We start from the raw sequence: 13,058 nt of genomic DNA, 5'->3' as shown, positions 1-13,058 counted from the left end.
ACCGAGCGCGCGGCCCTGCCCAGGTGGAGGCCCTGATAAGCGATCCGAATCGGAATCGTTATCAGATGATCATGCCGGGCTTTGGTTTATCGACAAATCCCCGGGACAAAGCCCTCATTTCACAGAGGGGCCGGTGCGGGAAGGGACGCCTCGGCCGCCCCCGCGACGACCCCCGTCTCGCCCCCCGTCACGACCCCCGCGACCGGCCCTCCTGCCGGCTCCGAAGGGCTTTCCGGAACGGGAGGCGCGGGCTCCGGTGGGGCCGCCACCATTCGCACCGGTTCGATCGGGAGCGGGCGGGCCGGCGAGACCCTGCGGAACGCCGAGGTGCCGCGCGCGAGGTCGTGCCCGATCGACACCGCGTCGATGTCGGCGGACAGCCATCGTTTTCCGTCCCGCTCCCGCTCCTGGATCCGCAACCTGCCCTGCACCACGAGCGGTTCGCCGATCGACACCGACGCCACCACGTTCGCCGCGAGGGCCCGCCACGCCCACACCGTGTAGAAACTCGTGTACGCGTCCGTCCACTCCTCGCGGCCCCGGTCCCAGCGGCGCACCGTCGCCGCGAGCCGGAAGCGGGAGACCGCCCCGTTCACCGCCTCCCGGTAGTCCGGCTGCGTCGCGACGTTCCCCACGACCGTCACCAAGGTCTCGTTCACACCGATCGCCTCCCCCGTTCGCCGGCGCGGCCCCCGCGGCCCGCCGCGGTCCCATGCTGCCCGCGTCCGCCGGATCCCGCTGAGGCCTGTGGACTACCGGCCGGTTGTGGACAACCCGGTCACCTCTCCGGCGGCGATGACGTACTGCGCCCGCACCTCCCGGTACCGCAGCAGTTCCGCCGCCACCGGCTCCAGCACCCGGGCCCGGCCGCAGCCGGCCGCCGCGCCGCGCAGCCGCCGCTCGGTCTCCGCGCCGAACCGCCGTGCCGGGCCGCGCGCCGCCAGTCCGCAGCACCAGGCGAGCGCCGGGCCCACCGCCCCGCAGCCCACCAGCAGCACCACGGCCAGCCACCAGGGCCCCTCGTAGTCGCCGTCCGGCATGCCCACCAGCCACACAAGGCCCAGCAGTTGCAGCGCGGCCAGCAGCATCTGACCCGTCGCCACCACGGCCCACCAGCGGGGACGGCCCGCCCACCAGCGGGGCCACACCGCCCGCAGCGCCCGCGCGGCGAGCCTTGGCCTCCGGCTGCCCCCCGCCTCGCCCGCGTCCGTGGCCAGGGTGGCGCCCTCGGCGACGACGCCGGCCCCGCCCGGCCCGGCCGGCTCGCCGGCGCCCCGGCCGGCCGTACGCCACTCGGGCGCGGAACCGCCGTCCGTACGCCAGGCCCCGGTGAGCCAGACCCCGGTGCGCCGGCCGCCGGTGCGGCCCGCGCCCGAAGGCCGTTCCCCCACGCGGCCCGCGTCGGCCCGGGCGGCCGCCTCGTCCAGCGCCTCCGCCAGACCCTCCGCGCCACGTCCCGCGGCCTCGCGCACGGCCTGCGCCCAGGGGCCGGGCAGCCCCGCCGACGCCTCGTGCGCCAGGGCCCGGACGGCCTGCTCCACCAGCGGCCGGGAGGCCGTGCGGCGCGGCACGGGGAACAGGGGCTCATCGGCCTCGCCGTGCTCCCCGCGCTCCCCGTGCTCCCCGGCGTCCCGCTGCCGGGCGTCCTCCAGGGGCTTCGCGCCGCGCGCGCCGCCGGGGCCGTCCGCATCGACCAGCGTGCTGCCGTCCGTGCTGCCCTTGGCCTCCACGCCGACCGAGGGGCGGCCCCGGCGCAGCCGGACGTGCCAGCGCCACACGCGCAGCCACACCGGCCCGCACACCCGCTCGGCCTCGCGCAGCCACGCCCGTTCGGCGCCGAGGCCGGCCGCGGCCGCGCCCACCGCCTCCGCCAGCCGGTCCTCGAAGTCCTGCCGGGCCCGCTCCGTCAGCCCCGGGTGCCCGTCCGCCACGTACACCGGACGCAGCCGGGCCGAGACGCCGTCCACGTCCGCCGTCAGCCGCAGTTCGGCCGCGCTCCGGCGCGCCGCGAACTGGCCGAGGACGTCGCGCAGTTCCCCGACGCCCTCGCCGGTCAGCGCGGACAGCGCGAGCACGGTCGCCCCGGGCTCGCCGTGCTCGCCGAGCGCCAGCCCGTCGTCGTCCAGCAGGCGCCGCAGATCGTCCAGCACCTGGTCGGCGGCGTCCCGCGAGAGCCGGTCCACCTGGTTGAGCACGACGAACGTCACCTCGGCGTAGCCGGCCAGGGGGCGCAGATAGCGCTCGTGGAGCACGGCGTCGGCGTACTTCTCCGGGTCCACCACCCAGATCACCGCGTCCACCAGCCGCAGCAGCCGGTCCACCTGCTCGCGGTGGCCGGCCGCCGCCGAGTCGTGGTCGGGCAGGTCCAGCAGGACCAGCCCGCTCAGCCCCGGGTCGTAGGGGCGCGCGGGCTCCCTGCGGGCACCGGGCCGGATGCCGAGCCGGTCCAGCAGTCCGCCGGCCCGGTCGGTCTCCGTCCACGCGCAGGCCACCGGCTCGGCCGTGGTCGGCCGGCGCACCCCGGACTCCGAGAGCCGGGCCCGTGCGAGGGCGTTGAACAGGGTCGACTTGCCGCTGCCGGTGGCTCCCGCGATGGCCACCACCGTCAGGTCCAGCGAGAGCCGCTGCCGCGCGGCGGCCTCCTCCAGCACCCGTCCGGCCTCGGCGAGCGCGCGCCGGTCCAGGCGCGCCCCCGACAGTCCGACCAGCTCGCGCAGCGCCTCCAGGCGCTCCCGCAGCGCGCCGCCCACCTGGGCCGCCGGGCGGGGCGCCACGGGGGGCGCGGGGTCGGTCACCGGGAACTCCGGGAGCGGGCCGGAGCGCCCGCCGCGCTCCTGGGGCGCACGGCGGGCGATCACGCCGTCGCCCCAGATGTCCCAGAGGTCGTCGCGATCCACGTCGCGATCCACGCCGCGGTCCGCGCCGGGAGATGTGCCGGGGGGTGTGCCGGTCCGCGTGCCGCCGCTCCCGCCCTGCACCGCGGCCCCGGCCTTCGCCGTGGGCTGCGTACCGGGGACGGGCCGTCCGCCGAGTTCGTCAAGGCTGTCCGCCGAGCTCACGGCAGTCACTCGGTCACCTCTCCTTCTGCAGTACGGACAGCGCTGCGATCAGTTCCACCTGGTGGTCCGGGGTGATCTCCAGGTTCTCCAGGGGTGCGATCCGGCGGTCCCGCTCCCCCTCCAGCACCTTCTCCAGACACACCGTCAGCAGGTCCCCGCCACGGTCCCGCAGCCGCAACGCGCCCACGGCGCCGAGCGTCTCGGCGAGGGTCTCCCCCGCCGCGCGCGCCCGCCGGCCGCCGAGCAGCGCCGCCGCCAGCAGCGCGGCCAGCCGCTCACCCTCCGGCCCGCCGCCGCGGCCGACGGCCCTCGCCTCCTCCTCCGCGATCTCCTCCACACAGCGCCGCCAGCGGCGCACGGCCACGCCGATCCGGCCGGCGACGACCTCCTGGTCGCGCGGCGCGAGCACCGTCCCGGCCGCCGGGTCGTCCGCGCAGGCCGCCGCGATCTCCTCCTCGGCGGTGTCGGCGGCGCAGCCCAGCAGCGCGATCAACGAGCCGCACAGCGCGGTGAGCAGCTCGTCCGGGGTGCTGTCGCGGGGGTAGCCGCGCCAGTGCGTGAGCGCCTCCCCGGCCAGCGCCTCACCGTCCGCCGTCTCCCGGCGCACGCGCTCGACGGCGCGCCGGTACGCCTCCTCCACGCGCTGCAACAGCCGGACGGCCGCCGCGTGCTGCACCGCCGCCGCGCCCGCGAGCCCCGGCAGGCGCGACCCCAGCGACGACAGCACGCCGTGCGCGGTCCGCGCGGTCGCGACGGCGCGGGCGGCGGGGTCCTCGGCCCGCTGGACGAGCCAGGCCCGCAGCCCCGCGATGGCGGTGGCCGGCAGCAGTCCGATGCCCCCGCCGGCCGACTCGGGCAGCTCGGGGATCGTGAACCGGGGCACGTCCCCGAGGCCCGCGCTCTCCAGCAGCGCCCCGAAGTGCCGGGACACCTCGTCGGCGACCTGGTGCGGCACCCGGTCCAGCACCGTCACCAGCGTGACGTCGTACTCCCGGGCCGTGCGCAGCAGGTGCCAGGGCACCGCGTCGGCGTACCGCGTCGCGGTGGTGACGAGCACCCAGATGTCCGCCGCGCAGATCAGCGAGGCGGCGAGCTCGCGGTTGCGGGCGACCAGCGAGTCGATGTCGGGCGCGTCCAGCAGCGCCAGCCCGCGCGGCAGCGACCGGTCCGTCTCGATCCGCAGCACCGGGGGCCGGCCGTCGTCCTCCTCGTCCCCCTCCGGTTCCAGCCCGTCGTCCAGCGCCCCCGCGTACGCGGCGGCGGCCTCCTGGAGCGGCACCCACACCCGGTGCAGCCCCGGCAGCACCCGGGGCCCGGCGAACCAGTGGTGGTCGTCCGGATGGCAGACGAGAACGGGCGTACGGGTCGTCGGCCGCAGCACCCCCGCCTCGGTGACCCGCCGCCCCACCAACGAGTTCACCAGCGTGGACTTTCCCGCCCCGGTCGACCCCCCGACCACCGCCAGCAACGGCGCTTCGGGCGCGCACAGGCGGGGCACCAAGTAGTCGTCGAGCTGCGCCAGCAGCTCGGCCCGGTTCCTACGGGCGCGCGCGGCGCCGGGGAGGGGGAGCGGGAAGCGTGCGGCGTCGACCCGATCGCGCAGTGCGGACAGCGCGTCGAGCAGCCGGGGCCGAACGTCCAAGGTCGCCACATGCGAAGAATGCCCAATTCTGTGGCGTTTTTGAAGCGTATGCGCCATGGCGCGCGGGACGTGGCGCAAGGGGCTCAGGCATAACGAGTAGACAACACCCGGCGCCCGGGGCGTCAAAAACGATGCGGAATTCGCACCTGCCTGCGATTATCGGGATCGCTTCACCGAACCTCCACATCGTGTCACGGAGGTGAAGCAACCGGGACGAGGTACGCGGAGTCCTATCCTTGTCCCCGGCAAGGTCACGGCACCACCGAGCCCGGGGCTTCAGCCGTCCGCGACCGCCGCACATACGGGCCCCCGTAGCTCAGTGGATAGAGCAGGCGCCTTCTAAGCGCTTGGCCGCAGGTTCGAGTCCTGCCGGGGGCGCATCGCGCAGCTGACCAGCGAAAACGCTGGTCAGCTTCTTTTTTGGCCGGTAGCACATCGCTCACGCGCCAAGCGCCTTGACCGTCCACGAACGTGGACAGCATGCTTCGAGCCATGGCAGACGACCGGTACAACCTCGCTCCCATGTCCGCTTCCTGGATCCGCTCCCTGCGGTCCCAGAAGCTCTCGGACAACACGATCCGTATCTACTCGCACGCCACGAAGTCCTTCGGCGCCTTCCTGCTCGACGAGGAAGACGGCTATCAGCCACCCGTCGACGAGGACGGCGTCGAAGGCCGCCCAGCCCCAACCGACCTCGGCGAGATCCACCGCGAGCACGTCGAGGCGTACATCACCGCGACAATGGAGCGGACGAGCGCGAGCAACGCCCATCAGCACTACCGCTCATTGAAGACCTTCTTCACCTGGCTCGTGAACGAGGAAGAGCTCGACCGCTCCCCCATGCGCACGATGAAGCCGCCGACCGTCATCGAGACAGAGGTGCCCGTCATCCGCGAGGCTGACCTGAAGAAGTTGTTCAAGGCGTGCGCGGGCAAGACGTTCGCCGACCGTCGAGACACGGCGCTCTTGCTCGTCTTCCTCGACACCGGCGTGCGCCTGTCCGAGGCGACCGACCGTCGAGTTGCCGACTTGGACCTCGACATGAACGTGCTTCAGGTCGTCGGCAAGGGCAACCGCGTCCGGTCGGTCCCCTTCGGTCGGACGTGCGCGACGGCTCTCGACCGCTACCTGCGGGCGGCGGCGAAGCACAAGGGGAAGCCGCTCAGTGACGACATGTGGCTCTGGTGGGGTGACCGAAACCGCGGACAGCGACTCACCATCTGGGGGGTTGGCACGATGCTCAAGCGCCGGTGCGCCGAGGCCGGAATCGACCCGATCCACCCCCACCAGTTCCGGCACACGTTCGTTCACTGGTGGAAGATGGGCGGCGGCAGCGAGGACGACCTCATGCGTATCACGGGCTGGCGATCCCGACAGATGCTGCTGCGGTACGCGGCATCGGCCGGCGCCGAGCGGGCCCGCACGGCGCACCAGCGACTGAGCCCCGGCGACCGGCTCACGTAGCCGGTCGCCCTGGACTTCCGGGGGCTACCGACCGGATCGGCAGAGCCCCAACTCGGCGACGAGCCGCGGCACCCGCGCATAGAGGAGCGCGAGGGCCGCGGCTTCGTCAATCTGCTCGGGGTCGTAGGCCATCCGCACAAGGCGACCTGAGTCGCGGTACATCATCGGCACATCAGCGTCGAGTCTGAGGCGTTCGACGCGCAGCTCAACCACATGACCCCCTGTCCCGCCGCGACCCCAGACATGCAGGAATCGCACATGCGTTTGATCAGCGCGAGGCCAGTTCACTCTACGCCGCCCACCGGCCTTTACGCAGGGCCCTTGCGGAAGGCAATGATCTACCCAGCGAGATCACGGCGGTTTAGCAGTCAATCATCATACGTGACGAAGGTCACACGCCGTCGCGCTCTTCCGCGTCCCATCGCTCGCTCACCGCACGCGCCTTCGGGGTCTCACCGGGACGCGCTCCGATCTTGCCGAGCAAGACGGCTGGCGACCCGCCTTCAAGCTCGGTTGCCACGTAGCCGATGACCTGGAAATGGGCGGCGGCCGCAACGACTTCGCGGGGAAGGCCGAGGCCGGCCGCCAAGGCCGACACGAGCTCGGGAGTGACCTTGTAGCCCTGCCCGCTGATGATCTTCCCAAGGAGCGACTTGCTCGGAGCCCACCCCGAAGCGGGGTCGACGGCAACCTCGGCGAAATTTCTCACCGACCAGCGCTTGCCTTCACCGACGCACTGTTGGACCAGCTCGGTAAGCGCGTCGCGCTGTTCGAGCGCTACGTCCGCTTCTTTCCTGCCCACCGTCCACACCCCTCAGCGACGCCTCAAGCGGTCCCCCACGCGGGAGGCACAAACCCTTTCAGGGCCGCGTGCCATTGTCCACGATCGCGGTTGACGCGGGTTGACATCGTTTCCCGGAGTGGAATGTCCCGCAAGAACAGCTGTCCACGCATGTGGACAGAGCCGTTGCGGTGTGCTTACCTGAGACTGTCCACGTTCATGGACAGCGAACGGAGGTCTTCGTGCCGCCCACACGTCTACGCCTGTCGGATCGCACACTGATGCGAGCGCTCATGGACCGCGCCCCTGGCGGCACTTTGACGATCAGGGCGCTTGCGTGTCGCGTCGGGGTTTCGAAGAGCAAGGTCGCCGCCCTGCTTGACGGCACCCGCCCAACGGTTGACCTCGGCACCGCCTGGCGCATCACACAAGCCCTCGGGCTCCGCGAGGGCGCTCTTCTTTTTGACACGATGTCCACGTCCATGGACGTGGACACCCTCTTGGGAGGGATCGCCGATGGACACGAGTGAACGGTCGATGATGATGCGGCTCGCTGCCCACAAGAGCTGGGCGAACACCGAGAACCGATCCGCCCGCACCGAAGCCGCCCGGCGAGCCAGCCACTACACCCGCTTCATCAGGCAGGCGCGCGAGCAGCACCCGGACGCGTCCGAAGCTCAGATATCGGACATCGCCAGTTCGTTGCAGAAGGCCTACTACACCGAGCTCGCGCTGCGCAGCGCTCAGGCTCGGCGGGTCAAGAGACAGCAGGCTCAAGCGCCGCAGCGCAGACGCAACGCGGGGGACGCCTCCAACCAGGCCGCATAGGCGCTCGGTTCGCGACTGCTCCTGTCCTTGCACCTCGCCGCGAGCCCTTTCGAAGGGGTGAATCCCAAAGTGACGGATCCACGCCATGCCATCGCAACGAACCGGGGCCGCTATTACGTCGATCCAGCCGGCGGCCCCGATCTCGTCAGCGTGACCACAGTGATCAGCACCGGCGTCGCGAAGCCTGCGCTGATCAATTGGGGGGCCGGGCTGGTCGCCGACTACGTCCTCGCTGACCCGATCGCGACCGCGCGCCGCGCCCGCACCGAGCCGACCGAGCTGCGCCGGGACCTCGTCGCCCAGCCCAACCGCCGCCGGGACCGTGCGGCGAACCTCGGTACGCGAGTCCACCATCGTGCCGCCGCGATCGTGCTCGGCACGCCGTACCCGGCCGACCCCGAGGTCGAGCCCTACGCACAGCAGCTCGCGAAGTTCTTCCGCCGTTGGCGGGTGGACTTCGAGCGCGACGTCGAGGCAGTCGAGACGACCGTGCTCAACAGGACCCATGGGTACGCCGGGACGGGCGACCTGTGGCTGTGGCTGCCGACCGGGCCGTTCGGCCGGTGGCAGCTGTGGCTGATCGACTACAAGACCTCGGCCACCCGCCCGGCGGCGCAGGCCTTCCCCGAGCAGGCCTTCCAGCTCGCGGCCTACCGGCATGCCGAGGTCGCGCTGCTGCCGGACGACACCGAGGTGCCCGCGCCGCGCCCGCACCGGACAGCCGTCCTGAACCTGCGAGCGCGCTCGCACGCGCTCGTCGAGCTGCCGAGTGGTCGCGATGTCTTTCGTGCCTTCCTCGGCGCCCTTCGGACGGCGACGTACCTGCATGGCGCGCCGTCCGAGTACCCGCTCGTCATGCCGCCCTCGCTGGTGGGTCCGCCGATCCGAAGGGCGGCCTGAGATGGGCAGTCGCATCGTGACCATGAAGCGGCAGGCCGCCGAGCTCGGCCGGATCCGCACCGGCTACAGCAGGCCCAACCCCGACCCCGACAAGCGGCCGATCCCCGTGCGCAGCGAGACGTTCGTGTTCTCCTCGCACAGCCGCGACTACGTCGCGGCGGCGGCCGAGCTGTGGGGCGGCGAGGTCGAGCAGTGGACGCCGCAGAACCAGAAGATCGCGCAGTACCGGGTGATCAGCCGGGCGAAGGAGATCCGAGCCATCCTGCCCGCCGGCGATCCGCTCTCGCAGGCCTACGAGATGTGGAGCGGCGGCGGGTGCTCGCGCCGGTGCGACGGAGAGACCGAGCGGCTCAGCGGGCAGCCCTGCTTGTGCCTCGCCCGGTACGGGCCCGAGTGGCACGAGCGCTCGCCGCGCGAGGTCTGTCGGCCGACGAGCCGTATCGCCGTCATGCTGCCCGACCTTCCCGATCTCGGCGTGTGGCGGCTGGAGTCCAAGAGCTTCTACGCCGCCGACGCCATGGCGGGCGGCGTCGACATCGTCCTGCAGGCGACCGAGGGGCGGTCGCTGATGCCGGTCCGGATGTGGATCGAGCAACGCTCGGTCGTCCGGCACGGGGAGACGAAGACGTTCCCGGTCGTGATGGTGGTGCCGAGCCTGCCGCAGCTGCGGCACGCGCTCGCGGGCCCGATACCGACGGCGGCCGCGCTCGACCCGGCCGTGCTCGCCGGGCGCCCCGCGATCGAGTCAGGGCGTCCGGACTACCTCGCCGAAGCGGCGCGCTGCCGAACACCCGACGAGGTGCGCGAGGTCTGGCATCGGGCGAACCGCGCGGGCGACGTCGCCCGGGACGGTTCGGACGAGCTGTCCCGGCAGTTGATGCAGGTCGCCGCCGACATCGAGGCGGGCATCGACCCGCGGACGGGCGAGACGCACCAGGACGAGGACTCACCCGACGACGGGCCGGTCGACGCCGAGATCGTCGAGGACCAGGACGACGAGCCTGTGACCGCCCACCCGGCTGCCGCGTGGCCGCCCGTCGCCCGGCCCGGTGGGGGTGCGCGATGACGTGGCACACGGGCCGGTTGTGCGCCTTCGACCTTGAGACGACCGGCGTGGATGTCGAGACCGACCGCATCGTGACGGCTGCCGCCATCCGCCTCGGCGGCGGTGCCCCGACGGAGCCCCGGACGTGGACGGCCGACCCTGGGATCGAGATCCCGGCCGAGGCCGCCGCCGTGCACGGCATCACGACCGAGATCGCGCGCCAGCAGGGCGCGCCGGCACACGACGTTGTCGACGAGGTCGCCGAGCAGGTGGCGGCAGCCCTGCTCGCGGGGATCCCGATCGTCGGGCACAACGTCGTCTACGACCTCACGCTGCTCGACCGCGAGTGCCGTCGTCACGGGCTGCTGACGGTCATCGACCGGTTCACCGACGACGTGCTGTGGCCGGTCATCGACACCCGCGTGCTGGACACGCACGCGCTCCCGTACCGCCGCCGGCCGTCGAAGACCCAGGGCGCCCGACAACTGATCACCCTCGCCGCCGTCTACGGCTTCCCGTGGGACGAGCAGAACGCCCACGGCTGCGAGTACGACGCCCTGCAGGCGGCCCGCATCGCCTACCGGATCGGCAGCGTCGCGCACACCCCGCGCGCCGACTGGCCCGAGCACCTGCGCGCCGAGCGGCGGGCCCGCTTCCACGACCCCGAAGGCCTCGGCCTCGAAGAGCTTCACCACCTGCAAATACGCCTCGCCCGCGAGCAAGCGGCCGGGCTGCAAGAGCACTTCCGCAAGTCGGACCCGAACGCCGTTGTCGACGGCTCGTGGCCGCTCCGTCCCTGGGTGGGTGACAACGCATGAACCCCAAGAATGAAACGCCCGACCTCAGCGAGCTCGTCCTCGTCCTGAAGGTCAAGCCGACCGGCGAGTACGAGGTCGTCAACCCGCTCAACATGTGCACCGCCTCAGTCGCGGTACTGCTGCGGTGTCTGGCCGACGAGATCGCGGCCGCTCACCCGCCGTATCCCTGCCAGCCGGGCGCCGCCGATGCGCAGGACGACCGGGCAGACGAGCCCCTCGACGGTCGCGGGGGTCGGCTGGACGACGACCGGCACGTCTGGACTGACGGCCGGGGGCACAGCTGGGACCTGTCCTTGGCCTGGGGGGACGTCACCGACCGCGAATGGCGCTGGACGGGCGCCGTCGACAACGTCGGCCACCCGATGATGCGCGCCGTCGGCAGCGAGGAGCACATGCCGCTCGATGTCCTGCGCGTCCTGTACGGGCCCATCGCCCCCGTCGGCGGTGCCTGATGACCGAGATCGCCCCGTACGCCGGGGCACTGCTGAGCATCGGTGCCATAGCCGTCACGTGGGCCGTCCGCCTCGGGCCGAAGCGCGCCTCGGCGCCCGCATGGATGGCGACGACGACCGTCTTCGTCCACTGCACGCGCGAGGGCGGCATGCGGCCGCACATCCGGCACACCGACGGCTCCCTGCTGTGCTGGGACTGCATCGCCTCCGGCGGCCCCCGATGAGGGGCATCCCCGGGCTCATCCGTCCCGGCACCTCTTCGCCACTGGCCGTGCCCCTCGTCGTGCCGGGTTTGCGGGTGATCGGCCTCGACCTGTCACTGACCAGCACGGGTGTCGCCCTGCCCGACGGCACCACCTACCGGATCAAGACGCAGCCGCGAGACGGCGACCGCCGACTGCTGCACATCCGGTCGGACATCCGCGACGACCTCGCCGAGCACCGGCCGCACCTCGCCGTCGTCGAGGATCTGCCAATGCACGCCATGTCGGCGGGCATCACGGGCATGGTGCACGGCATCGTGCGCGCCGAACTCGCTGAGGCGGGTGTGCCGTACGCCCTGGTCGCGCCCGCGACCCTCAAGGCCTACGCCTGCGACAACGGCAAGGCCGAGAAGGCAGAACTCGCGGCCGCCGCCTACCTCGCCGCGGGCGCGACCTTCGTCGACGACGGGGGCGGCGATCAGGCTGACGCGTGGTGGCTGCGAGCGGCCGGTCACGACTGGTGCGGGATGCCACTGTTCGCGCTGCCGCAGGCGCAGCGCGACCGGCTGAGCAAGGCGAAGTGGCCGGACACCTATCGGCAGCGGTACGTCATGGGGATCGCGTCGTGACGCCGCGGATCGGCTCGCTGTTCAGCGGGTACGGCGGCCTCGACCTCGGGGTGCAGGCAGTGTTCGGCGGCGAGGTGGTGTGGCACTGCGAACACGACCCGGAGGACCCGTACCAGTTCGCCGCGCGCATCCTCGCGCACCACTGGCCGGCCGTCCCCAACCTCGGCGACATCAGCGCCGTCGACTGGTACCACGTCCTCGACGAGTGCGGGCCGGTCGACGTCCTCACCGGCGGGTTCCCCTGCACTGATCTTTCGCTCGCCGGGCAACGGCTCGGGCTCGCGGACGGTACACGGTCCGGCCTGTGGCGCCACATGGCCCGTGCGATAGCCGTACTCCGCCCCCGATTGGTGGTGATCGAGAATGTCCGCGGCATCCTCTCGACGAAGGCGCATAGCGGTGTGGAGCCCTGCCGCTGCTGCGTGGACTACTCCGGCGGTAAGCCTCTTCTGCGAGCACTCGGTGCCGTACTCGGAGACTTGGCCGCCCTCGGGCTCGATGCGGAGTGGGCAGGCGTACGCGCTGCGGAGATCGGCGCTCCCCACGATCGATTCCGCGAGTTCGTCCTCGCCTGGCCTGCCGACGCCGAGGGCCCGGGACTGGAAGGGCTCGGGCTTCGAGGACCAGCTGCCGAACGTGCTGCGGCTGCTGCCGACGCCGACCTCGTCGGAGGCAACCGGCCCCGGACCGCACGGGACGGGCGGGCCGAATCTACGGACCGCCGTCTCACTGCTGCCGACGCCGACCGTCGCGGACTCGCGAGGGACGCGGAACCAGCGAGCGGACGGGAGCCCGTACGGCAACGGCTACGGACAGACGCTGACCGACGCGGCGACCCATCTGCTGCCCACGCCGAAGGCGAGCGACGGAACCAAGGGCGGCCCGAACCAGAGGTACGGGAGCGGCAGCCCGACCCTGGCGAGCACAGCGGCCCGGATTGGGGACTCTACGCCCCGGCCGTCGCCCGGTGGGAAAGCATCATCGGCCGGGCGGCACCCCGGCCAACTGACGATGGAGGCCGCCTAGCCCCGGTCTTCGTCGAGTGGATGATGGGTCTCGATCTCGGCCACGTCACGGCCGTCCCGGCGCCCGAGGGAATGTCGGCCGCAGGCCTGCGTCAGGCCCAGCTCAAGAGGTTGGGGAACGGTGTTGTTCCCCTGCAGGCTGCCGCCGCCCTTCGGCTGCTCGTCGACCGCGTGGCGGCCGAGCGAAGGGCGGCGCCATGATGGCCCGCCCC

Annotated in this window: 14 protein-coding genes and 1 tRNA gene; 10 read left to right on the top strand and 5 right to left on the bottom strand. The window is 72.4% G+C overall.

Annotated features, from left to right (window positions below):
• Positions 1-119: 119 nt before the first annotated feature.
• The 3 genes from AB0K09_RS00670 to AB0K09_RS00660 all read right to left on the bottom strand — a co-directional run bounded on the left by AB0K09_RS00670 (position 120) and on the right by AB0K09_RS00660 (position 4,701).
• Positions 120-659 carry a single-stranded DNA-binding protein gene (locus AB0K09_RS00670; RefSeq protein WP_366062995.1) on the bottom strand — a complete coding sequence of 180 codons (540 nt, stop codon included), beginning with the start codon at positions 657-659 and terminating at the stop codon, positions 120-122.
• Between the two features lie 93 nt (positions 660-752).
• Positions 753-3,068 (bottom strand): GTPase, encoded by a 2,316-nt coding sequence (locus AB0K09_RS00665; protein ID WP_366062994.1) that lies wholly within the window; start codon positions 3,066-3,068, stop codon positions 753-755.
• A gap of 4 nt (positions 3,069-3,072) precedes the next feature.
• Positions 3,073-4,701, bottom strand: a complete 1,629-nt coding sequence (locus AB0K09_RS00660; RefSeq protein ID WP_366063008.1) for a dynamin family protein — start codon at positions 4,699-4,701, stop codon at positions 3,073-3,075.
• A 305-nt stretch (positions 4,702-5,006) separates the two neighbouring features.
• Between AB0K09_RS00660 and AB0K09_RS00655 the strand changes: the two genes are divergently transcribed.
• A tRNA-Arg gene (locus tag AB0K09_RS00655) sits at positions 5,007-5,079 on the top strand.
• 114 nt (positions 5,080-5,193) lie between these two features.
• Positions 5,194-6,165 (top strand): tyrosine-type recombinase/integrase, encoded by a 972-nt coding sequence (locus tag AB0K09_RS00650; RefSeq protein WP_366062993.1) that lies wholly within the window; start codon positions 5,194-5,196, stop codon positions 6,163-6,165.
• Between the two features lie 24 nt (positions 6,166-6,189).
• Here AB0K09_RS00650 and AB0K09_RS00645 read toward each other — a convergent pair whose 3' ends face one another.
• Both AB0K09_RS00645 and AB0K09_RS00640 read right to left on the bottom strand, forming a co-directional pair.
• The gene (locus AB0K09_RS00645) at positions 6,190-6,378 is read right to left on the bottom strand and encodes a hypothetical protein (RefSeq protein ID WP_366062992.1); all 189 of its coding nucleotides are present in this window, start codon (positions 6,376-6,378) and stop codon (positions 6,190-6,192) included.
• A gap of 178 nt (positions 6,379-6,556) precedes the next feature.
• A complete protein-coding gene (locus AB0K09_RS00640) occupies positions 6,557-6,967 on the bottom strand; it encodes a hypothetical protein (RefSeq protein ID WP_366062991.1) in 411 nt (136 codons plus the stop codon).
• Positions 6,968-7,462: 495 nt separating this feature from the next.
• Here AB0K09_RS00640 and AB0K09_RS00635 point away from each other — a divergent pair, with 495 nt between their 5' ends.
• From AB0K09_RS00635 to AB0K09_RS00600, 8 genes are all read left to right on the top strand, one after another.
• Complete coding sequence (locus AB0K09_RS00635; RefSeq protein ID WP_366062990.1) at positions 7,463-7,774, top strand: hypothetical protein; 312 nt, start codon at positions 7,463-7,465, stop codon at positions 7,772-7,774.
• A gap of 159 nt (positions 7,775-7,933) precedes the next feature.
• Positions 7,934-8,674 carry a hypothetical protein gene (locus AB0K09_RS00630; protein ID WP_366062989.1) on the top strand — a complete coding sequence of 247 codons (741 nt, stop codon included), beginning with the start codon at positions 7,934-7,936 and terminating at the stop codon, positions 8,672-8,674.
• Between the two features lies 1 nt (position 8,675).
• Entirely contained in the window at positions 8,676-9,740 is a 1,065-nt protein-coding gene (locus AB0K09_RS00625; RefSeq protein WP_366062988.1) for a hypothetical protein, read from the top strand.
• The gene (locus tag AB0K09_RS00620; RefSeq protein WP_366062987.1) at positions 9,737-10,537 is read left to right on the top strand and encodes an exonuclease domain-containing protein; all 801 of its coding nucleotides are present in this window, start codon (positions 9,737-9,739) and stop codon (positions 10,535-10,537) included. The genes AB0K09_RS00625 and AB0K09_RS00620 overlap by 4 nt, the downstream gene beginning before the upstream one ends.
• Positions 10,534-10,989 carry a phiSA1p31-related protein gene (locus tag AB0K09_RS00615; RefSeq protein ID WP_366062986.1) on the top strand — a complete coding sequence of 152 codons (456 nt, stop codon included), beginning with the start codon at positions 10,534-10,536 and terminating at the stop codon, positions 10,987-10,989. The genes AB0K09_RS00620 and AB0K09_RS00615 overlap by 4 nt, the downstream gene beginning before the upstream one ends.
• Positions 10,989-11,213, top strand: a complete 225-nt coding sequence (locus AB0K09_RS00610) for a hypothetical protein (RefSeq protein WP_366062985.1) — start codon at positions 10,989-10,991, stop codon at positions 11,211-11,213. The genes AB0K09_RS00615 and AB0K09_RS00610 overlap by 1 nt, the downstream gene beginning before the upstream one ends.
• Positions 11,210-11,821: a crossover junction endodeoxyribonuclease RuvC gene (locus AB0K09_RS00605; RefSeq protein ID WP_366062984.1), complete on the top strand. Its 612-nt coding sequence runs from the start codon at positions 11,210-11,212 to the stop codon at positions 11,819-11,821. The genes AB0K09_RS00610 and AB0K09_RS00605 overlap by 4 nt, the downstream gene beginning before the upstream one ends.
• On the top strand, positions 11,818-13,047 hold the full coding sequence (locus AB0K09_RS00600) for a DNA cytosine methyltransferase (RefSeq protein WP_366062983.1): 1,230 nt from the start codon (positions 11,818-11,820) through the stop codon (positions 13,045-13,047). Before AB0K09_RS00605 ends, AB0K09_RS00600 begins: the two co-directional genes overlap by 4 nt.
• The last annotated feature ends 11 nt before the right edge of the window (positions 13,048-13,058 follow it).

The sequence above is a fragment of the Streptomyces sp. NPDC049577 genome, assembly GCF_040675635.1.
In the GTDB taxonomy this organism is placed as follows: domain Bacteria; phylum Actinomycetota; class Actinomycetes; order Streptomycetales; family Streptomycetaceae; genus Streptomyces.
This window is presented reverse-complemented; position numbering and strand designations above follow the sequence as displayed.

Coding starts and splice junctions, on each gene's coding strand:
- AB0K09_RS00620 (WP_366062987.1), top strand. CDS start 9,737: ATGACGTGGCACACGGGCCGGTTGTGCGCCTTCGACCTTGAGACGACC.
- AB0K09_RS00635 (WP_366062990.1), top strand. CDS start 7,463: ATGGACACGAGTGAACGGTCGATGATGATGCGGCTCGCTGCCCACAAG.
- AB0K09_RS00610 (WP_366062985.1), top strand. CDS start 10,989: ATGACCGAGATCGCCCCGTACGCCGGGGCACTGCTGAGCATCGGTGCC.
- AB0K09_RS00625 (WP_366062988.1), top strand. CDS start 8,676: ATGGGCAGTCGCATCGTGACCATGAAGCGGCAGGCCGCCGAGCTCGGC.
- AB0K09_RS00615 (WP_366062986.1), top strand. CDS start 10,534: ATGAACCCCAAGAATGAAACGCCCGACCTCAGCGAGCTCGTCCTCGTC.
- AB0K09_RS00650 (WP_366062993.1), top strand. CDS start 5,194: ATGGCAGACGACCGGTACAACCTCGCTCCCATGTCCGCTTCCTGGATC.
- AB0K09_RS00605 (WP_366062984.1), top strand. CDS start 11,210: ATGAGGGGCATCCCCGGGCTCATCCGTCCCGGCACCTCTTCGCCACTG.